This window comes from Citrobacter sp. FDAARGOS_156 (assembly GCF_001559235.2).
GTDB lineage: Bacteria > Pseudomonadota > Gammaproteobacteria > Enterobacterales > Enterobacteriaceae > Citrobacter > Citrobacter youngae.
The window spans coordinates 1,877,057-1,897,999 of record NZ_CP014030.2 but is presented as its reverse complement, the minus strand read 5'-3'; the positions used below and the strand labels follow the sequence as shown (position 1 = coordinate 1,897,999).

The 20,943-nt window shown below is 53.4% G+C and carries 17 protein-coding genes; 7 read left to right on the top strand and 10 right to left on the bottom strand.

Annotated elements, in window-relative coordinates; translation table 11 throughout:
* Nucleotides 1-55: 55 nt before the first annotated feature.
* A complete protein-coding gene (gene bssR, locus AL515_RS09200; RefSeq protein ID WP_048212172.1) occupies nucleotides 56-439 on the bottom strand; it encodes a biofilm formation regulator BssR in 384 nt (127 codons plus the stop codon).
* A gap of 229 nt (nucleotides 440-668) precedes the next feature.
* Here bssR and rimO point away from each other — a divergent pair, with 229 nt between their 5' ends.
* A complete protein-coding gene (gene rimO, locus AL515_RS09195) occupies nucleotides 669-1,994 on the top strand; it encodes a 30S ribosomal protein S12 methylthiotransferase RimO (RefSeq protein WP_048212173.1) in 1,326 nt (441 codons plus the stop codon).
* A gap of 91 nt (nucleotides 1,995-2,085) precedes the next feature.
* Here rimO and gsiD read toward each other — a convergent pair whose 3' ends face one another.
* From gsiD to AL515_RS09165, 6 genes are all read right to left on the bottom strand, one after another.
* Entirely contained in the window at nucleotides 2,086-2,997 is a 912-nt protein-coding gene (gene gsiD / locus AL515_RS09190) for a glutathione ABC transporter permease GsiD (RefSeq protein ID WP_048212174.1), read from the bottom strand.
* 2 nt (nucleotides 2,998-2,999) lie between these two features.
* On the bottom strand, nucleotides 3,000-3,920 hold the full coding sequence (gene gsiC / locus AL515_RS09185; RefSeq protein ID WP_048212175.1) for a glutathione ABC transporter permease GsiC: 921 nt from the start codon (nucleotides 3,918-3,920) through the stop codon (nucleotides 3,000-3,002).
* Nucleotides 3,921-3,966: 46 nt separating this feature from the next.
* Nucleotides 3,967-5,505 carry a glutathione ABC transporter substrate-binding protein GsiB gene (gene gsiB / locus AL515_RS09180; protein ID WP_048212176.1) on the bottom strand — a complete coding sequence of 513 codons (1,539 nt, stop codon included), beginning with the start codon at nucleotides 5,503-5,505 and terminating at the stop codon, nucleotides 3,967-3,969.
* Nucleotides 5,506-5,533: 28 nt separating this feature from the next.
* The gene (gene gsiA, locus AL515_RS09175; RefSeq protein ID WP_048212177.1) at nucleotides 5,534-7,405 is read right to left on the bottom strand and encodes a glutathione ABC transporter ATP-binding protein GsiA; all 1,872 of its coding nucleotides are present in this window, start codon (nucleotides 7,403-7,405) and stop codon (nucleotides 5,534-5,536) included.
* Complete coding sequence (gene iaaA / locus AL515_RS09170; RefSeq protein WP_061067598.1) at nucleotides 7,392-8,357, bottom strand: beta-aspartyl-peptidase; 966 nt, start codon at nucleotides 8,355-8,357, stop codon at nucleotides 7,392-7,394. The genes gsiA and iaaA overlap by 14 nt, the downstream gene beginning before the upstream one ends.
* Before the next feature lie 192 nt (nucleotides 8,358-8,549).
* Entirely contained in the window at nucleotides 8,550-9,338 is a 789-nt protein-coding gene (locus AL515_RS09165; RefSeq protein WP_061067597.1) for an aminoglycoside adenylyltransferase family protein, read from the bottom strand.
* Between the two features lie 175 nt (nucleotides 9,339-9,513).
* Here AL515_RS09165 and moeA point away from each other — a divergent pair, with 175 nt between their 5' ends.
* Both moeA and moeB read left to right on the top strand, forming a co-directional pair.
* The gene (moeA, locus tag AL515_RS09160; RefSeq protein WP_061067596.1) at nucleotides 9,514-10,749 is read left to right on the top strand and encodes a molybdopterin molybdotransferase MoeA; all 1,236 of its coding nucleotides are present in this window, start codon (nucleotides 9,514-9,516) and stop codon (nucleotides 10,747-10,749) included.
* Nucleotides 10,749-11,498, top strand: coding sequence for a molybdopterin-synthase adenylyltransferase MoeB (moeB, locus tag AL515_RS09155; protein WP_061067595.1), 750 nt, complete (start codon nucleotides 10,749-10,751; stop codon nucleotides 11,496-11,498). The genes moeA and moeB overlap by 1 nt, the downstream gene beginning before the upstream one ends.
* Before the next feature lie 86 nt (nucleotides 11,499-11,584).
* Here moeB and fsa read toward each other — a convergent pair whose 3' ends face one another.
* Entirely contained in the window at nucleotides 11,585-12,247 is a 663-nt protein-coding gene (fsa, locus tag AL515_RS09150) for a fructose-6-phosphate aldolase (protein WP_048212182.1), read from the bottom strand.
* Between the two features lie 132 nt (nucleotides 12,248-12,379).
* Here fsa and AL515_RS09145 point away from each other — a divergent pair, with 132 nt between their 5' ends.
* The 4 genes from AL515_RS09145 (at nucleotide 12,380) to AL515_RS09130 (ending at nucleotide 18,113) form a co-directional block, all read left to right on the top strand.
* A complete protein-coding gene (locus AL515_RS09145; protein ID WP_061067594.1) occupies nucleotides 12,380-13,279 on the top strand; it encodes a glycyl-radical enzyme activating protein in 900 nt (299 codons plus the stop codon).
* 5 nt (nucleotides 13,280-13,284) lie between these two features.
* Complete coding sequence (locus AL515_RS09140; RefSeq protein WP_061067593.1) at nucleotides 13,285-15,717, top strand: glycyl radical protein; 2,433 nt, start codon at nucleotides 13,285-13,287, stop codon at nucleotides 15,715-15,717.
* Nucleotides 15,718-15,886: 169 nt separating this feature from the next.
* Nucleotides 15,887-16,702, top strand: coding sequence for a Cof-type HAD-IIB family hydrolase (locus AL515_RS09135; protein WP_048212185.1), 816 nt, complete (start codon nucleotides 15,887-15,889; stop codon nucleotides 16,700-16,702).
* 148 nt (nucleotides 16,703-16,850) lie between these two features.
* A complete protein-coding gene (locus AL515_RS09130) occupies nucleotides 16,851-18,113 on the top strand; it encodes a DUF1479 domain-containing protein (protein WP_061067592.1) in 1,263 nt (420 codons plus the stop codon).
* 69 nt (nucleotides 18,114-18,182) lie between these two features.
* On the opposite strand, the gene AL515_RS09125 is transcribed toward AL515_RS09130, so the two are convergent.
* Both AL515_RS09125 and AL515_RS09120 read right to left on the bottom strand, forming a co-directional pair.
* Nucleotides 18,183-19,037, bottom strand: a complete 855-nt coding sequence (locus AL515_RS09125; RefSeq protein WP_061067591.1) for a hypothetical protein — start codon at nucleotides 19,035-19,037, stop codon at nucleotides 18,183-18,185.
* A gap of 101 nt (nucleotides 19,038-19,138) precedes the next feature.
* Entirely contained in the window at nucleotides 19,139-20,731 is a 1,593-nt protein-coding gene (locus AL515_RS09120; RefSeq protein ID WP_008784214.1) for an ABC-F family ATPase, read from the bottom strand.
* Nucleotides 20,732-20,943: the final 212 nt, after the last annotated feature.

Genomic DNA, 20,943 nt, shown 5'->3' with positions numbered 1-20,943 from the left:
TATCCCGCCACTTTTACATAATCTTAACAAAAAGGGGGAGCGCCCTCCCCCTGGTTCAGATGTGTTCCAGCGTTGAATAAGCTTGCAAACTCTGGATACTCAGCGTCAGCGTTGTCAGGCAGTTTTCCAGTTTCTCTGCATTAACGGCAATAAAGTTCGGACAATCATGATGTCCACTCATCAGACAAACAGCGGTGGCGGCTAACGCCCCTTCAGCACGACGAAGGGCATTCCACTCTTCCTGATCAAGATGCATACCGTGGAGCTGTGATTGATCGTGCAATTCGCGATTCAGTTCAAAAAAGTTATCACGCAGACGATCGCTCTCGCTGACTGACATATAGCCTTTCGCTTTTCTCAACTGCAGATAAGCGGCAAGTTCGATACGGGCGTTTATCAATTTGTTGAGAAGATCGGTTCTCAGTCTGTCAACAACCATACCTTGTTCCTCCTCTTTCCAACTATGGTGCAACTTAATAGTATGGTTATTTTTTGAACAAAGTCGTGTCCAGGATCAATCCATCACTTAAAATTAACATAATTTACAAATAATCTTTAATTCCGCGCCCGGCAGGCCGCTGATGATTTGAGATTGCGATACAATTTTTGTTCAGAACTCTGTAGAATCCCTGCCCTGAATATTCCAATAACTGAACACTTTTTACGCTATGAGCAATGTAACCCACCAGCCGAAAATCGGCTTTGTCTCCCTCGGCTGCCCGAAAAACCTTGTCGATTCTGAGCGCATCCTGACCGAACTTCGTACCGAAGGCTATGATGTCGTACCAAGCTACGACGACGCGGATATGGTCATCGTTAACACCTGCGGCTTTATCGACAGCGCAGTTCAGGAGTCACTGGAAGCCATTGGCGAAGCGCTGAACGAAAACGGCAAGGTGATCGTCACTGGCTGTCTGGGCGCGAAAGTCGATCAGATCCGTGAGGTCCACCCGAAGGTACTGGAAATTACCGGACCGCACAGCTACGAACAGGTTCTGGAGCACGTTCACCACTATGTTCCCAAACCAAAGCATAATCCTTTCCTGAGCCTGGTTCCTGAACAGGGCGTCAAGCTAACGCCGCGCCATTATGCCTATCTGAAGATTTCTGAAGGCTGTAACCACCGCTGTACGTTCTGTATTATTCCGTCGATGCGTGGCGATCTGGTGAGCCGTCCGATTGGCGATGTTCTCAGCGAGGCTAAACGTCTGGTCGATGCGGGCGTGAAAGAGATTCTGGTGATCTCCCAGGATACTTCTGCTTACGGTGTGGATGTAAAGCATCGTACCGGTTTTCATAACGGCGAGCCCGTTAAAACCAGCATGGTTGACCTGTGCGAACAGTTGTCAAAACTGGGGATTTGGACCCGTCTGCATTACGTCTACCCGTACCCGCACGTTGATGATGTGATCCCGCTGATGGCGGAAGGGAAAATCCTGCCGTATCTGGACATCCCACTGCAGCATGCAAGCCCGCGAATTCTTAAACTGATGAAACGCCCAGGCTCTGTGGACCGACAGCTGGCACGTATTAAACAGTGGCGTGAAATCTGCCCTGAACTGACCCTGCGTTCAACGTTTATTGTTGGCTTCCCGGGCGAAACCGAAGAAGACTTCCAGATGCTGCTCGATTTCCTGAAAGAAGCGCGTCTGGACCGCGTCGGCTGCTTTAAATACAGCCCGGTAGAAGGTGCAGGAGCCAACGATCTGCCAGATCAAATCCCGGAAGAGGTAAAAGAAGAACGCTGGAACCGCTTTATGCAGCTGCAGCAGCAGATCTCTGCTGAACGTTTGCAGGAGAAAGTGGGCCGCGAAATTCTGGTCATCGTGGACGAAGTTGACGAAGAAGGCGCGATTGGTCGAAGTATGGCTGATGCCCCTGAAATCGACGGTGCGGTGTACCTGAATGGCGAAACCAACGTGAAGCCTGGCGATATCCTCCGCGTGAAAGTCGAAAACGCAGATGAATACGATCTGTGGGGCACTCGCGTTTAATAAGCGTAACTCAACCGTAGGCCGGATAAGGCGTTACGCCGCATCCGGCAACGCCTGATGACGACGCCAGCGCGTCTTATCAGGCCTTGTATTATCCTTTGATCTTCGGATCCAGCGCGTCGCGCAACCCATCCCCCAGCAGGTTAAACGCCAGCACGGTCAGGAATATCGCCACCGCCGGGAAAATCGCCACGTGCGGCGCGATCACCATATCAGCCCGCGCTTCATTTAGCATGGCCCCCCATTCTGGCGTCGGCGGCTGTGCCCCTAAACCGAGGAAGGACAGGCTCGCGGCAGAGATAATCGACGTGCCGATTCGCATGGTAAAAAAGACCACGATCGATGAAACCGTCCCCGGCAGGATATGGTTAAAAATGATGGTCGCGTCACTGGCACCAATGCTGCGTGCTGACTCAATAAATGTTTGTTGCTTGAGAACCAACGTATTGCCACGAACCAGTCGCGCAAAAGCCGGAATGGAAAACACCGCAACCGCAATAATCACGTTCGCAATGCCGCTGCCCAGCACGGCGACCACTGCTATTGCCAGCAAAATCCCTGGAAAGGCAAACAGTACGTCACAGATACGCATAATCAGCCGATCCCACCAGCCTTCGTAATATCCAGCCAGCAGACCCAGTACCGTGCCAATCGCCGCGCCAATAAAGACGGCAAAGACCCCGGCCGCCAGAGAAATTTGTGCGCCAACCAGTACGCGGCTAAAAATATCCCGCCCAAGCGAGTCAACGCCAAACCAGTGCAGCATCGAGGGACCATCATTCAGTCGGTCATAATCGAAGTAGTTCTCGGCATCAAATGGCGTCAACCAGCGAGCAAAAATCGCCACCGCGATCAGGACCAGGACAAATACACCCGCAATCATCGCCATGCGCTGGCGGCGAAAACGACGCCAGAACTCATGCCACGGCGTGCGTATCTGCTCTGGCTTAACAAGGGGCATTGCATTCAAAATCGCCTGTCGGCGCCAGTTAAAAAATCGCATCCTTACTTGTACCTGATAGCCGGGTTAATGGCGGCGTAAAGCACATCCACCACTAAGTTGATAAGAATAAACTCCAGAGAAAACAACAGCACCTCGGCCTGGATCACCGGGTAGTCGCGCATTTCAACTGAGTCGACCAACAATCGCCCAAGACCAGGCCAGTTGAACACCTTCTCAACCACAATAGAACCGCCCAACAAAAAGCCAAACTGCAACCCCATCATGGTGACCACCGGGATCATCGCATTACGCAAGCCATGTTTTAATACCACCCAGGTTTCACTCACCCCTTTGGCCCGCGCGGTACGCATATAGTCTTCACTGAGCACATCGACGAACGATGCGCGAGTAAACCGGGCTAACACCGCGGCCACCGCCGCACCCAGCGTAATTGACGGAAGGATATAGTGCAGCCAGGTGTCAGCGCCAACGGTGGGCAACCAGCCAAGCTCAACGGAGAATATCTGCATGAGCAGCATGCCAAGCGCAAAGGCCGGGAAAGAGATCCCGGTTACTGCCAGCGTCATACTCAACCTGTCAGGCCAGCGGTTGCGCCAAACGGCGGCAATGATCCCCGCCGTCATACCAAACAAAACCGCCCACGCCATACTGGCGATCGTCAGCCATAGCGACGGCATAAAACGACTGGCTATCTCTTCTGAAACCGGACGACGAGAAACCATCGAGGTCCCGAAGTCACCTTGCAACACGTTGGTCATGTAGTGCCAGAACTGAATATGCAGCGGCTGGTCCAGACCCAACTGCGTACGCACCAGTTCAATCACCTCGGCGTCGGCTTCCGGTCCGGCAATCAGCCGCGCCGGATCGCCGGGTAGCAGGTGAACAAATAAAAATACCAGCACCGCCACAATTAACAGCGTCGGAATCAACCCCAGCAGGCGCTTGAAAACATAGTTGAGCATCAGACTCCCTTCGCCGGCCCCGTCCATGCAGGGCCGAATGAATAGCTTATTTCAAATCCGCGTCATCAAAACTAAACCCGGTGTCGGGCATGATCCAGAATCCGGTCAAATTCGTACTGTGCGCCGAGATCAGTTTCTCCACCACCAGCGGGATCCACGGCGACTCTTTCCAGATGATATCCTGCGCGTCCTTGTACAGCTTCGCTTTCTGCGCCGGATCGTTGGTTTGCAAGGCCGCCGCTAAATCACTGTCCACCTGCTTATTGCTGTAGAACGCGGTATTAAACAAGGTTGGCGGCCAGTTCTGTGACGCAAACAGCGGCGACAACGCCCAGTCCGCTTCGCCTGTAGACGCCGACCAGCCGGTGTAGAACATCCGTACCCCGCTTTCTTTCTGCGCCTTACCCTCGACTTCCGCCGCCCGCTGCCCGGCATCCATCGCCGTCACCTGAGCCTTCACGCCCACCTGCGCCAGTTGCTGCTGGGTAAATTGCAGCACTTTCTGCGCGGTGCTGTGGTTATGGGATGACCACAGCGTGGTGGTAAAGCCGTTGGGATAACCCGCTTCTTTCAGCAATTGGCGTGCTTTTGCCGGATCGTAAGGCCACGGCGTGTAGCTTTGCGCATAGGCTATTGATGGCGGAAGAACGCCCGTTGCCGGCGTGGCGTAACCGGCAAAAGCCACTTTCACCAGCGCCTGACGGTTGATGGCATAATTCAACGCCTCGCGCACCTTCGGATTATCGAACGGTTTTTGCGTGACGTTCATGCTGATATAACGCTGCATAATAGACGGGCTGGCGACCAGTTCCAGGTTTTTATTCTTCGCCAGTAACGCCGCCTGCTCGTACGGAATAGGGAAAGCAAACTGCGCTTCCCCGGTTTGCAGCATTGCCGCACGCGTGTTGTTGTCCGTTACCGGACGCCAGGTAATCGTATCCAGCTTTGGCAACCCTTGCTGCCAGTAACCCGCGAACTTCTTAACCTTCACAAAATCCGTCTGATTCCAGGTATCAAGCTGATATGGCCCGGTGCCGACAGGATGGAAACCAATCTCCTTGCCATATTTCTCCAGCGCGGCGGGAGAAATCATCGCCGTAGCCGGATGCGCCAGAATATTGATAAAGGCAGAGAATGGCTGCTTCAGCGTAATCTTCACTGTAGCAGGATCAACTACCTCGGTTTTATCGATATTCTTATACAGGTTATAGCGTTTAAGGTGATTTTCCGGATTACTGGCGCGATCAAGGTTGGCTTTTACCGCAGCCGCATTGAAGTCAGTCCCATCCTGAAACTTCACGCCCTGTCGCAGTTTAACGGTGTACGTCAGGCCATCATCAGAAACGGTATAGCTTTCCGCCAACACATTTTTCAGCTTCATCTCTTTATCAAGGCCGAACAGCCCCTGATAAAACGACTTCGCTACCGCCTGCGACAACGTGTCGTTCGCGTCATAGGGGTCGAGCGTGGTGAAATTAGACCCTACAGCAACCACCACATCTTTGGCGGCCCAGCCAGGCGATGCGGCCAGCGCAGAGGCCACTCCCACAGCAACCAGCCATTTCCGAGCAACAATTTTTGTCATGTTATTCTCCTTAAACCCTGCCTGCCTGTCATAAACGCGAAAGCGCACTTTCCGCTGGCACACGCGCAACGTAATGCCCCGGTTCCACTAACTGTAGTGAAACCGGGGGGATCTCTTCACCGCGTTTGCGGATATTACTGGGGATATCATCCGACAACAGCACGCGCTGTGGTCTTTGATGCGATGGATCGGCAACCGGGACTGCCGCCATAAGTTTTCGCGTGTAGGGATGCTGTGGATTTTCAAACACCGCCCGTCGGGTGCCGATCTCAACAATCTGCCCCAGGTACATCACCGCCACGCGGTGACTAATACGCTCCACCACCGCCATATCGTGGGAAATAAACAGGTACGCAATACCCATTTCCCGCTGTAGGTCGAGCAACAGATTAATAATTTGCCCGCGAATCGAGACATCCAGTGCCGAGACGGACTCATCGGCAATAATCACTTTAGGATTGAGCGCCAACGCCCGGGCTATACAGATACGCTGACGCTGACCACCGGAAAATTCGTGCGGATAGCGCCAGGCGTGCTCAGGTAGCAACCCGACACGCTCGAGCAACCATGCGACCCGTTTTGTCGCCGCATCGCCTTGCAACAAACCGTGCACCCTCAGTGGCTCTAAGATGGAATATCCCACCGTCTGTCGGGGGTCGAGCGACGCATAAGGGTCCTGGAAGATAAACTGGATATCCCGACGCAGCGGCTGCAACTTGCTGGCGGCCAGGGTATCAATGCGTTGTCCCTTGAAGAAAATCTCCCCGCGCTGGGACTCCACCAGACGCAACAATGCCCGCCCGGTCGTTGATTTACCACACCCCGACTCGCCTACCAGTGAAAGCGTTTCGCCGGGCCAGAGATCAAAACTGACGTTTTCCACCGCATGCACCTCGCGGGTCACGCGATTAAGGATGCCGCTACGCAGGGGAAAACGTGTCACCAGGTTGCGAACCCGCAGAATCGGCTCTCCCTCAACTACCGTGTCCTGCTCGGTTTGAGGTTCAACATGATGAGGATCGTGCAGAGAAATAAGCGGGAAGCGTCGCGGAAGGTCATGCCCGCGCATCTCCCCAAGTTGCGGCACTGCTGCCAATAGCGCTTGAGTGTAAGGATGCTGCGGAGCATGAAAAATCTGCTCAACGCTGCCCGTTTCGACCGCTTCACCCTGGTACATCACCAGCACCCGGTCAGCGATATCTGCCACCACGCCCATATCGTGGGTGATAAAAATAACGCCCATCGACATCTCTTGCTGCAGCACTTTTATCAGTTGCAGGATCTGTGCCTGAATGGTGACGTCCAGCGCGGTGGTCGGCTCATCGGCAATCAACACCGCAGGGCGACACGACAGCGCCATGGCGATCATCACCCGCTGGCGCATACCGCCGGAAAGCTGGTGTGGATAACGCGATAAAATCGCCTTCGCCTCGGGGATACGCACCTGATCGAGCATTCGCTTCGCTTCTACCATCGCCTCTTCGTGACTGGCACCCTGGTGCAAGCGGATAGACTCGGCAATTTGCTCGCCGACGGTAAACACCGGGTTAAGCGATGTCATAGGCTCCTGGAAGATCATCGCGATATCCGCGCCACGCACATGGCGCATCTGGGCTGCGCTCTGCTCGCCGAGTTCAATCACCTGCCGATTACGCCGCCGTAGCAGCATCGCATCACAGCTTACCTCGCCGCCCGCCTGTTCAATCAGACGCATCAGCGACAAGGCCGTTACCGATTTTCCGGAACCGGATTCGCCAACAATCGCCAGCGTTTCGCCACGCTTCAGGCGAAATGACAGATTGCGCACAGCGCTAACGCGTTGCTGCTCCTGTTCAAAGGCAATATTCAGGTTGCTGACGGACAGCACATCACGGGCATCAAGCTCATCACTGTGTGGCAACGGTATCTCCTTTTTCCCGATAAATACCAGTGGTGGGCGTGTCGCCTGCGTATCCCCAGGCGCGGTACATGCCTTCGCTGTTAAACGGCAAAGCCACATTCCCTTCATGATCGATAGCAATTAATCCACCGCTGCCGCCCAGCGCCGGTAATTTTTCCATCACCACGCGTTCACACGCCTCTGATAAACTCAGGCCGCCATAATCCATCAATGCCGCAATGTCATAGGCCGCCAGCGCGCGAATAAAAACTTCACCTGTACCGGTGCAGGAGACGGCCACACTTGCGTTATTGGCATAACAGCCTGCGCCGACCAGCGGACTATCCCCCACCCGACCCGGTAATTTGTTGGTCATCCCGCCAGTCGATGTTGCTGCCGCCAGATTGCCAAACATATCCAGCGCAACCGCACCCACGGTACCCATTTTATTGTTTTCATCCAGCGGGGTCGCACTGTGATCCAGCACCGTTTCACCCGCTGCTTGCGCCGCCAGCAGCTGTGCATAGCGTTCTGGCGTCGAGAAAATATCCGCCGAAACGCGCTCCATACCCTGGGCAATGGCAAAATTTTCTGCCCCTTCACCAATCATCATGACGTGGGGGCTGTGTTCCATCACCAGGCGCGCCGCGAGGATCGGGTTGCGCAGATGACTGACTCCGGCGACAGCACCCGCTTGCAGGGTATTACCATCCATGACGCAGGCATCCAGTTCATGGGTTTCATCACGGGTATACACAGCACCAATTCCGGCGTTAAACAGAGGGCACTCTTCCAGTAGGCGCACAGCCTCAGTGACAACATCCAGCGCGCTTCGGCCCGCTTCTAGCATACGTTGACCGGTTTCAACGATATCTGACAGCGCCTGTATATAACGCAACTCCTGCTCCTGGCTTAGCTCAGCGCGGGTTATTGCCCCAGCGCCGCCGTGAATTGCAATGACTGCTTTGCCCATTTTTTTCATCCATTAAGGTGGCAGGTAACGGGGTTATAAATATCAGAATTTCTGTGAGTTATTGATTCGATTTTTGAATATAGAAAGATGCAGACGTCATGTAAAGGTAAAGGCCCGCCCCTCACACTTCTTCGCATCAGGTCATGCAGCAGTGTTCAACAAACAGGAGATTCCCCGACGTTATTGAATAAATTAATTCAACCGATCGGTAATCTGTTTTTTTGCATAAAACACAAAGCGTTCAACAGACGGCATACATGCGGCCCAGTTCTCTTTGGTTAACCCCAGATATTCCGCACGCGCAGCCTGCAACGTGGCGGCATGTTCAGTGGGCAATTGCGGTATCAGCCAGGACGCAGCCTCATCTTTAGCGACAATATTGCCCGTAACCACGCTATACCAGATGCGTGCCAGAGCAAGGATAATATTCCGCTCGTCCCCTTCTAAATCGGCCGGTTTCTGCCACATATCAAGGATATGTCGAAATGTTTGTACGATATCGCTAAAAGGGATGACGTTGAATAATCTCTCAGCGGGTTCACCGAACAACGGTACGCTGGCACGCCGGGCCTGGGTCAGCAGAATGGAAAGGTCGGGATCCACCTGCGCCGGTTCATACACACCAGCGCAGATATCTTCACGCAACCATTCACCAAACTGCATCTCTCTCGCCGGTGGAAATCGCCACGGTACAATCTGCGAGAACAGTACAACGGTCACTTCCAGCGCACGATACCGCACGCAGACGCCGGGAGGCGCAGAAATAGCCAGCAAATCCTGCATCAATTCTTTTCTTTGCTGCATATCCAGCGGTTGCCTGATGGTAACCAGTAAATCGATGTCGCTTTGGGGTTTTAATCCCCCTTCAACAGCAGATCCATACAAATGAATGGCAACGAGATTCCCCTCGAAAATCTGGCGGATGAGCGCACTGGCGGCATCCACCTGGCGTCGAATGGCGTCCGGGATATTATGAGTCATTTAGCCCCCAGGGAAAAAAGCAGAAACATTGAGTTTATACGGCATTTTTCCTGTCGCGCTATCCTCTGGCAGAAAACCGTTATCAGATCCGATCCTAAGCCTGAGGTGGCATACTGTCCGCGTCCATTTTCTGACATAATAACCGGATTCGATTTTGCCCCGCAGGAGTCTTCACATGGAATTTACCGCCGGACTGATGCCGCTTGAAACGGCTCTCTCTCAGATGCTTTCGCGTATTACCCCACTCACCGCCGTCGAAACGCTGCCCCTGGTTCAATGCTTTGGTCGTATTCTGGCGACCGACATCGTCTCCCCGATTGATGTCCCTGGATTCGATAACTCTGCAATGGATGGTTATGCGGTGCGTTTGGCCGATCTGCAATCCGGCCAGCCGCTCTCCGTTGCAGGTAAAGCCTTTGCCGGTCAGCCTTTCCATGGCGAGTGGCCTGCGGGAACCTGCATCCGTATTATGACCGGTGCCCCGGTTCCTGTCGGTTGCGAAGCGGTAGTGATGCAGGAGCAAACGGAACAAACTGACGACGGTGTGCGTTTTACCGCCGACGTCCGCAGCGGACAAAATATTCGTCTGCGCGGTGAAGATATTGCCAACGGCGCGGTGGTATTTCCCGCCGGGACTCGCCTGACCACCGCCGAGCTTCCCGTGCTGGCTTCGCTCGGTATTGCCGATGTCCCCGTCGTGCGCAAAGTCCGCGTGGCGTTGTTCTCCACCGGTGATGAACTGCAACTGCCGGGTCAGCCGCTGGGCGACGGACAGATTTATGATACTAACCGTCTGACCGTACATCTGATGCTGCAGCAGTTGGGCTGCGAGGTGATCAACTTAGGGATTATTCGTGACGATCCCAACGCGCTGCGCGCCGCGTTTATCGAAGCCGACAGCCAGGCCGACGTCGTTATCAGTTCCGGTGGTGTTTCTGTTGGCGAAGCGGATTACACCAAAACCATTCTGGAAGAACTGGGAGAAATTGCCTTCTGGAAATTGGCCATCAAACCCGGTAAACCGTTCGCCTTTGGCAAACTGAGCAACAGCTGGTTTTGCGGCCTGCCGGGTAACCCGGTGTCAGCGGCCCTCACCTTTTATCAACTGGTCCAACCGCTACTGGCGAAACTCAGCGGTAACACCGCCTGCGGACTGCCGCCACGCCAGCGCGTGCGCAGCGCATCACGTCTGAAGAAAACGCCTGGCCGTCTGGATTTTCAGCGCGGTGTATTACAGCGTACCGCAGAAGGCGAACTGGAAGTCACCACTACCGGACATCAGGGCTCGCATATTTTTAGCTCCTTTAGCCTGGGCAACTGTTTTATCGTGCTGGAACGCGACCGTGGTAACGTCGAAGCCGGAGAATGGGTTGAGGTCGAGCCGTTTAACGCACTGTTTGGAGGCCTGTAATGGCAGAACTCAGCGACCAGGAGATGATGCGCTATAACCGGCAAATCATTCTGCGCGGCTTCGATTTCGAAGGTCAGGAAGCGCTCAAGGAGGCGCGGGTACTGGTCGTTGGTCTGGGAGGGCTGGGATGCGCGGCAACTCAGTATCTGGCGGGCGCGGGCATCGGACATTTAACCCTGCTCGACTTTGACACGGTCTCCGTGTCGAACCTCCAGCGCCAGACGCTGCACAGCGATGCGACCGTTGGACAGCCGAAAGTGCTCTCCGCCCGCGACGCCCTGGCGCGAATCAACCCCTATATCGCCATTACGCCAGTGAATGCGCTGCTGGACGAGAGCGAGATTCACTCGCTTATCGCCGAACACGATTTGGTGCTGGACTGTACGGATAACGTCAGCATCCGCAATCAGCTGAATGCAGGATGCTTTGCCGCCGGGGTTCCGCTGGTTTCCGGTGCGGCAATTCGCATGGAAGGGCAAATTACCGTCTTTACGTATCAGGAAGGCGAGCCCTGCTACCGTTGCCTGAGCCGTCTGTTCGGTGAAAACGCCCTGACCTGCGTCGAGGCAGGCGTGATGGCCCCGCTAATCGGCGTGATCGGATCGTTACAGGCGATGGAAGCCATTAAGCTGCTGGCAAGCTACGGTAAACCGGCGTCTGGAAAAATCGTCATGTACGACGCCATGACCTGCCAGTTTCGCGAAATGAAGCTGATGCGTAATCCGGGGTGCGAGGTTTGTAGTCGGTAAAAAAGTCGGGTGGCGGCTTCGCCTTACCCGACCTACAACGGCTCGAACGTAGGCCGGGTAAGCGTTAGCGCCACCCGGCAACAGCATCAGATCGACGTGCGACCAAATGCGCTCTGCCAGTCGTGCTCAAACTTCGCCACGGCAGCATCAACGGCTGGAGAGCTAATCATCTGCTGAGCGACATCCAGCGGCAGCGTGATGGACTCACAGCCGACCAGCAGGCAATCCAGCGCCTGACGCGGCGTTTTGAAACTGGCTGCCAGCACTTTGGCGTGCGGGGCATGCATTTTCAATAAGGCCTGCAGATCGGTCACCGTCTGAATGCCGTCGCCCCCCTGAGCGTCCACGCGGTTAACGTATGGCGCAACATATTCGGCGCCAGCCAGCGCAGCTAAAAGCCCCTGAGCAGCACCGTAAACCGCGGTCCCCAGCGTCGGGATGCCCTCTTCTTTCAGCAATTTAATTGCTGCCAGACCCTCTGCCGTGACCGGCACTTTCACGACGATATCCGCGATGATTGCCCGCAGTTTACGCGCATCGCTGACCATCCCTTCGGCGGTGGTCGCCATTACCTGTGCAAACAGGCGGCCTTGCCCACCCATCGCGTCCTGCAATTGCGGCAGTAACACGTCCAGCGTCTGCTTACCTGCCGCCACAATGCTTGGGTTAGTGGTCACCCCTGCCAACGGAAAAACACGCGCCAGCGCTTTTACCGCGGCAACATCAGACGTATCTAAATAGAGTTCCATCACCTTTCCTCAAACGAATAATTAGCATGAATAAAAGGTAGCACGGCGAAACCTCGCGGTTAGTTGACGCACGTCAATATAACTTTCATTCGAAAGTAATTTAATCTTTATACGAAAGAAAAGAGGCCGCTTATGATTTTCAATATCCAGCGCTATTCCACGCATGATGGTCCAGGTATCCGCACCGTGGTGTTCCTTAAGGGATGCTCACTGGGCTGTCGGTGGTGCCAGAATCCGGAAAGCCGCGCCCGGACGCGGGATCTGCTCTATGACGCACGTCTGTGCCTTGATGGTTGCGATCTTTGTGCTCAGGCGGCACCGGAGGTGATTGAGCGGGCACTGAGCGGGTTGCTGATTCATCGCGAAAAACTGACCGATGATGCTCTGACGGCGCTGACCCACTGCTGCCCTACCCAGGCGCTGACCGTCTGTGGAGAGGTAAAAAGCGTGGACGAAATCATGGCGACCGTATTGCGGGATAAACCGTTTTACGACCGCAGCGGAGGGGGACTCACGCTTTCCGGCGGCGAACCGTTTATGCAGCCAGAGCTGGCGGCTGAATTGTTCCAGGCCAGCCACGAAGCAGGCATTCATACGGCAGTAGAAACCTGTTTGCATGTTCCCTGGAAGTATATTGAGCCGTCATTACCCTACGTTGATCTGTTCCTGGCCGATTTAAAGCATGTCGCCGACGCGCCGTTTAAACAGTGGACCGATGGCAGCGCCTCTCGCGTGCTGGAAAACCTGAAAAAACTGGCCGCCGCCGGTAAAAAAATAATTATCCGCGTCCCGCTGATTCAGGGATTCAACGCTGACGAAGCAGCTATTCAGGCCATTACCGATTTTGCCGCCGACGAACTCCACGTCGGAGAGATCCATTTTTTGCCCTACCACACGCTAGGCATCAACAAGTACAACTTACTCAATCAACCCTACAACGCCCCGGATAAACCGCTTGATGCGCCTGCGCTGCTCAAATTTGCCCAGCAGTACGCCAGCCTTAAAGGTTTAACCGCGACCCTACGAGGATAATCGCCATGACTACTCTGAAACTGGACACACTCAGCGATCGTATCAAAGCGCATAAAACGGCCCTGATCCACATCGTGAAACCGCCGGTTTGTACCGAGCGCGCCCAGCACTATACCGAGATGTACCAACAGCATCTGGATAAACCCATCCCGGTACGCCGTGCGCTGGCACTGGCTCATCACCTGGCGGAACGCACTATCTGGATCAAGCATGACGAGTTGATCATCGGTAACCAGGCAAGCGAAGTACGCGCCGCGCCAATCTTCCCGGAATACACCGTCTCCTGGATTGAAAAAGAGATCGATGATCTCGCCGACAGGCCCGGTGCAGGCTTCGCGGTTAGCGAAGAGAACAAGCGCGTATTGCATGAGGTGTGCCCATGGTGGCGCGGTCAGACCGTACAGGACCGCTGCTACGGCATGTTTACCGACGAACAAAAAGGGCTGCTGGAAACCGGCATTATCAAAGCTGAAGGTAATATGACCTCCGGCGACGCACACCTGGCGGTGAACTTCCCGCTGCTGCTGGAAAAAGGTCTCGACGGTCTGCGCCACAAAGTCGATGAACGTCGTTCCCGCATTAATCTGACTTGTCTGGAAGACCTCCATGGCGATCAGTTCCTGAAAGCGATTGATATCGTGCTGGAGGCCGTCAGCCTGCACATTGAGCGCTTTGCCGCGCTGGCGCGTAAAATGGCGTCCACAGAAACGCGCGCCAGCCGCCGTGATGAACTGCTGACCATGGCGGAAAACTGCGATGTCATCGCCCATGAGCCGCCAAAAACGTTCTGGCAGGCGCTGCAGTTGTGCTACTTCATCCAGTTGATCCTGCAAATTGAATCGAACGGTCACTCCGTATCGTTTGGCCGCATGGATCAGTACCTCTATCCGTTCTACCGTCGTGACGTAGAACTAAACCAGAGTCTCGATCGTGAGCACGCCATTGAGCTGTTGCACAGCTGCTGGCTGAAATTGCTGGAAGTAAACAAAATTCGCTCTGGCTCCCACTCGAAAGCCTCAGCAGGCAGCCCGCTGTATCAGAACGTGACCATCGGTGGCCAGAACCTGGTCAACGGTCAGGCGATAGATGCCGTCAACCCGCTCTCCTATGCCATTCTGGAATCCTGTGGCCGACTGCGCTCTACCCAGCCGAACCTCAGCGTGCGTTATCATGCGGGGATGAGTAATGACTTCCTGGATGCCTGCGTGCAGGTGATCCGCTGCGGCTTCGGGATGCCAGCCTTTAACAACGATGAAATCGTCATTCCGGAATTCATTAAGCTGGGCATTGAACCGCAGGACGCCTATGACTACGCAGCTATTGGTTGCATCGAAACCGCTGTTGGCGGGAAATGGGGCTACCGTTGCACCGGCATGAGCTTTATTAACTTTGCCCGCGTGATGCTGGCGGCGCTGGAAGGCGGACGCGATGCCACCAGCGGCAAAGTATTCCTGCCGCAGGAAAAAGCGCTTTCAGTCGGCAACTTTAATAATTTCGATGAAGTGATGGAGGCCTGGGATACGCAGATCCGCTACTACACGCGCAAATCCATCGAAATAGAGTATGTCGTCGACACCATGCTGGAAGAAAACGTACACGATATTCTGTGCTCTGCGCTGGTAGATGATTGTATTGAGCGCGCGAAGAGCATTAAGCAAGGCGGCGCGAAGTATGACTGGGTATCCGGTCTGCAGGTGGGTATCGCCAACCTCGGCAACAGCCTGGCAGCAGTGAAGAAACTGGTCTTTGAACAGAGCGCTATCGGTCAACAACAACTGGCCGCCGCGCTGGCTGATGATTTTGATGGTCTGACCCACGAGCAGTTGCGTCAACGCCTGATCAACGGCGCGCCAAAGTACGGCAACGATGACGATAGCGTTGATGCGCTGCTGGCTCGCGCTTATCAGACCTACATTGACGAACTTAAGCAGTATCACAACCCGCGTTACGGCCGTGGTCCGGTTGGCGGCAACTACTATGCCGGGACCTCGTCTATCTCCGCAAACGTACCATTCGGCGCGGCAACGATGGCAACGCCGGATGGCCGTAAAGCGCATACTCCGCTGGCAGAAGGCGCCAGCCCGGCCTCCGGTACGGACCATCTCGGTCCAACGGCGGTAATTGGCTCTGTAGGTAAACTGCCTACCGGCTCAATCCTCGGCGGCGTACTGTTAAACCAGAAGCTGAACCCGGCTACGCTGGAAAATGAGTCTGATAAACAGAAGCTGATGATTCTGCTGCGTACCTTCTTTGAAGAGCACAAAGGCTGGCATATTCAGTACAACATCGTTTCTCGTGAAACGCTGCTGGAAGCCAAAAAACACCCGGATCAGTACCGTGACCTGGTGGTGCGTGTCGCGGGTTATTCCGCCTTCTTCACCGCGCTGTCTCCGGATGCGCAGGACGATATCATCGCGCGCACTGAACATATGCTGTAACCCCCTCCCGCCCGGTGGCACTGTGCTTACCGGGCCTACATACTCTCCCTTTAGCCGGGTAAGGCGAAGCTGCCACCCGGCCTTTTACTTTCATTCGAAATTAAATTTGTGCTACAGGTCACATTGTTATTAGAATGTTTCTGGTTGCAGTTATAAGCCAGGAGCATATATGACCATCAACGTTATCGTCACCGATATGGACGGAACGTTTCTCGACGACGCCAAGCAATACGATCGCGAACGCTTTATGGCGCAGTACCAGGAACTGAAAAAAAGAGACATTGAATTTGTCGTGGCCAGCGGCAATCAGTACTACCAGCTTATCTCCTTCTTCCCCGAGCTGAAAAATGAGATCTCCTTTGTTGCCGAAAATGGAGCATTGGTATTCGAACATGGTAAGCAACTGTTTCACGGCGAGCTGACCCGCCACGAATCCCGCATTGTCATTGGCGAACTGCTCAAAGATAAGCAGCTCAACTTTGTGGCCTGTGGACTGCAAAGCGCCTACGTGAGCGAAAATGCCCCAGAGTCCTTTGTCGCGTTGATGGCAAAACACTACCATCGCCTGAAACCCGTAAAGGATTACCAGGATATCGACGATGTGCTGTTCAAGTTCTCGCTGAATTTACCTGACCAACAGATCCCATTAGTTATCGATCACCTTCATTCTGCTCTCGACGGCATTATGAAGCCCGTCACCAGCGGCTTTGGGTTTATCGACCTGATCATTCCCGGCTTACATAAAGCCAACGGGATCAGCCGTCTGTTAAAACGCTGGAACCTGTCACCACAAAACGTGGTCGCCATTGGCGACAGCGGCAACGACGCGGAAATGTTGAAAATGGCGCACTACTCTTTCGCCATGGCTAATGCAGCCGAGAACATCAAATTTATTGCCCGCTATCAGACCGACGATAATAACCATCAAGGCGCGCTGAACGTGATTCAGGCGGTGCTGGATAACACTTCGCCTTTTAACGCCTGATCCTGCCAACCGGAGTACCTGCTCCGGTTCTCACCGTTTTTGCATTCCGTGCACACCATCAAGTTTTTAAACTTGCATTAACTTATTTTTAACTTATATTGCACTTGTAAGTTAGATTAGTTTCAAATGAAAGTTATGCGAGGTGGTTATGGCTTTTACTTTTACCAGCGACACATTGCCCGCCGATCACAAAGCGGCAATCCGTCAGATGAAACAGCAACTGCGGGTACAGCTTGGGGATGTTCAGTTGGTCTTCAATCAGCTGAGCGATGCCATTGCCACCCGCGTGGCGGAAATCAACGCCCTCAAAGCGCAAGGCTCCCCGGTATGGCCGGTGTTGTCCTATACGGATATCAAAGCGGGTCGCGTGAGTGCAGAGCAGCGTGAAGAAATTAAGCGTCGCGGATGCGCGGTCATTAAGGGGCATTTCCCCCGCGAACAGGCGCTGGCATGGGATCAGTCGATGCTCGATTACCTGGATCGCAACCATTTTGATGACGTCTACAAAGGGCCGGGCGATAACTTCTTCGGCACCCTGAGCGCATCGCGACCTGAAATCTACCCCATTTACTGGTCCCAGGCGCAGATGCAGGCCCGCCAGAGTGAAGAAATGGCCAATGCACAGTCGTTCCTCAATCATCTTTGGACATTTTCAAGCGAAGGTAAACAATGGTTTAACCCGGATGTCAGCGTTATCTACCCTGACCGTATACGCCGCCGTCCGCCGGGAACCACATCCAAAGGGTTGGGCGCGCATACGGATTCCGGCGCGCTGGAACGCTGGCTGCTGCCTGCGTATCAGCGGGTATTTGCTCATGTTTTCAATGGTAAACTGGACGATTACGATCCGTGGCAGGCAGCGCATCGCACCGAAGTAGAAGAGTACACGGTGGATAACACCACCAAATGTTCAGTGTTCCGTACCTTCCAGGGTTGGACAGCACTGTCCGATATGCTGCCAGGTCAGGGATTGTTGCACGTGGTCCCTATTCCAGAAGCGATGGCATATGTGCTGTTACGCCCATTGCTTGACGATGTGCCGGAAGATGAACTGTGCGGCGTCGCGCCCGGCAGAGTCCTGCCGATTTCCGCGCAATGGCATCCGCTGCTGATTGAAGCGCTAACCAGCATTCCACAGCTGGAAGCCGGAGACTCAGTGTGGTGGCATTGTGATGTCATTCACGCCGTCGCGCCGGTAGAAAATCAACAGGGTTGGGGCAACGTGATGTACATCCCTGCCGCACCGATGTGCGAAAAGAATCTGGCCTACGCTCACAAAGTGAAAGCCGCGCTGGAAAAAGGCGCGTCGCCGGGTGATTTCCCGCGCGAGGATTATGAAACGAACTGGGAAGGACGCTTCACGCTGGAGGATTTGAATATCCACGGTAAACGCGCGCTAGGGATGGAATAATCCTTCCCCTTTCATCGCTTTTAAAATAGTCCGGTTTTCTTCATTATATGATAAAAACCGGGTATTTTTTTATTCTACTGAAATTGCTGCCAGTTTCCATTTATCCTTTTCTTTGAGCATAGTAACGTTAATCTCGCCAGACTCTCCGTTTTTAAACTCTACGCTTCCAGACAAAGAACCAACATCATTTACTACATTGAAACTATCGAAACTGTATTCACTAATATCATCAAAATGAACAGACTCGGTTACAAGCTTAAAATCCTCGCTGTTCATTTTTCTTTGCAAAGAAGAAGAGCTTGCCTGATAAGCCTGAATATATTTTCCATCACGGAGCAAATCTATCTCTGTTCGCGCAGCATCCTTCAAATCACCCATCGTGGAAAAAAGGAAAGTGCCAAGGCCGATAAAAATAATCAGTGCGGCAATCACCGCTCCCGCAATAACAAATTTCCTTTTCTTCTTGTCTGCTAACAGACCACGAACCTGCCATCCCGCATCACGAACAATATCAAAAATAGGATCGGTAATTTCCGTTGATACAAATTTATAGCCATCAATTTTACCGAAGCTACCATCTTCTTTTTTACCCCAGGATCCCCCAGCAGAAAACTCAAGGCGTTTCCCTATTTGGACAGATTTGCTTAATCTGAACCCACCCAAATCTGCATCCCACTCCACATCGGTCGTTTTTTCACGATAAGTAATTTGCTTTTTGCTTTCATTGAAAAACAGTCTTAACTCATATTGTTTTTGCAATCCGTATTGACTGAAATAATCTATCCACTCAGCATCTTCGATATTCCAGGATGCAACAATATCATCACCATCTTCACGTAAAATGAAAGGATGCTCGTTGCTGTTGTTTAAATTTAGTAAGTTTAATTTAAGATTGGCTAAAGAGAGTGGTTCCATCTGACTCATTTTCTTTCCTTGCGTAGGTCGTTATGGAAAGTATCTTAGCCACAATTGTGGCTAAGATTAATCAGTAGAACTTTTTTTCAGAAAAGTGCGGGGAGAGAGACTTATTCGACGCCTTTACTCCGCAGGTAATCTTCGTAGTTGCCGGTGAAGTCGATCACGCGTTCCGGCGTAATTTCAATCACGCGGGTTGCCAGGGAACTGACGAACTCACGGTCGTGAGAAACAAAGATCAGCGTGCCCTGGTACATTTCCAGCGCCATGTTCAGCGACTCGATAGATTCCATATCCAGGTGGTTGGTTGGTTCATCCATCACCAGAATATTCGGTTTCTGCATCATCAGCTTACCGAACAGCATGCGTCCTTTTTCACCACCGGAGAGCACTTTTGCAGGCTTCTTGATATCGTCCTGGCTGAACAGCAGACGACCGAGGAAGCTGCGCACAACCTGCTCATCATCGCCTTCTTGTTTCCACTGGCTCATCCATTCGAAAACGGTCAGATCGTTTTCAAACTCGTATTCGTGATCCTGCGCGTAGTAACCAACCTGGGCGTTTTCAGACCACTTAACGGTACCGTTGTCCGGCTGCAAATCGCCAACCAACGTTTTCAGCATGGTGGATTTACCCACGCCGTTGGCACCAATGATGGCAACCTTCTCCCCCACTTCCAGCAGCAGGTTGAAGTTTTTAAACAGCGGGCCTTCATCAAAACCTTTCGCCAGCGCTTCCACTTCCAGCGCGTTACGGAACAGTTTCTTATCCTGCTCGAAACGGATGAACGGGTTCTGACGGCTGGAGGCTTTCACTTCATCGAGCTTGATCTTATCAATCTGGCGCGCACGAGAGGTCGCCTGACGAGATTTAGATGCGTTGGCGCTAAAGCGGCTGACGAAGGATTGCAGATCGGCAATCTGTGCTTTCTTCTTGGCGTTATCGGCCAGCAGACGTTCACGCGCCTGGGTTGCCGCCGTCATGTATTCGTCGTAGTTACCCGGATAAACACGCAGTTCGCCGTAGTCCAGATCCGCCATGTGCGTGCAGACCATGTTCAGGAAGTGACGATCGTGCGAAATGATGATCATGGTGCTGTCACGCTCGTTCAGCGTCTGCTCCAGCCAGCGGATGGTGTCGATATCCAGGTTGTTGGTTGGTTCGTCGAGCAGCAGAATGTCCGGGTTAGAGAACAGCGCCTGTGCCAGAAGCACACGCAGTTTCCAGCCGGGCGCGACTTCGCTCATCGGGCCGTAATGCTGCTCTACCGGAATACCGACGCCCAGCAGCAGTTCACCCGCACGCGCTTCCGCAGAGTAGCCGTCCATTTCGCCGTACTGAACTTCAAGGTCAGCCACTTTATAGCCGTCTTCTTCGCTCATCTCGGCCAGAGCGTAGATACGGTCGCGCTCCTGCTTCACTTCCCACAGTTCAGCGTGCCCCATAATTACTGTGTCGAGAACAGTGAACTCTTCAAAGGCGAATTGATCCTGACGCAGCTTACCGATGCGCTCATTCGGATCGAGGGAAACGTTGCCCAGCGTCGGTTCGAGGTCGCCGCCGAGAATTTTCATAAAGGTGGATTTACCGCTACCGTTCGCGCCAATCAGGCCGTAACGATTGCCGCCGCCAAATTTGACGGAAATATTTTCAAACAGCGGCTTACTGCCGAACTGCATAGTGACGTTGCTGGAAACTAACACTGGCGTATCCTGAAAGAGAAAGAAATATGTGACAAACCGCTTATTATGCCATAACTCTGCAATAAGATCGCGCCGTTCATGCAGCACAGATAAAGTGAAAGCAAAAGGAAAAAAATGTGATTTAGTACACATCCGAATTCCTTGTTGCTCAGAATGCACATATAATGCCTGCCCAACACTACATAAATCTCAACCCACTAGCCTGCCTGGCA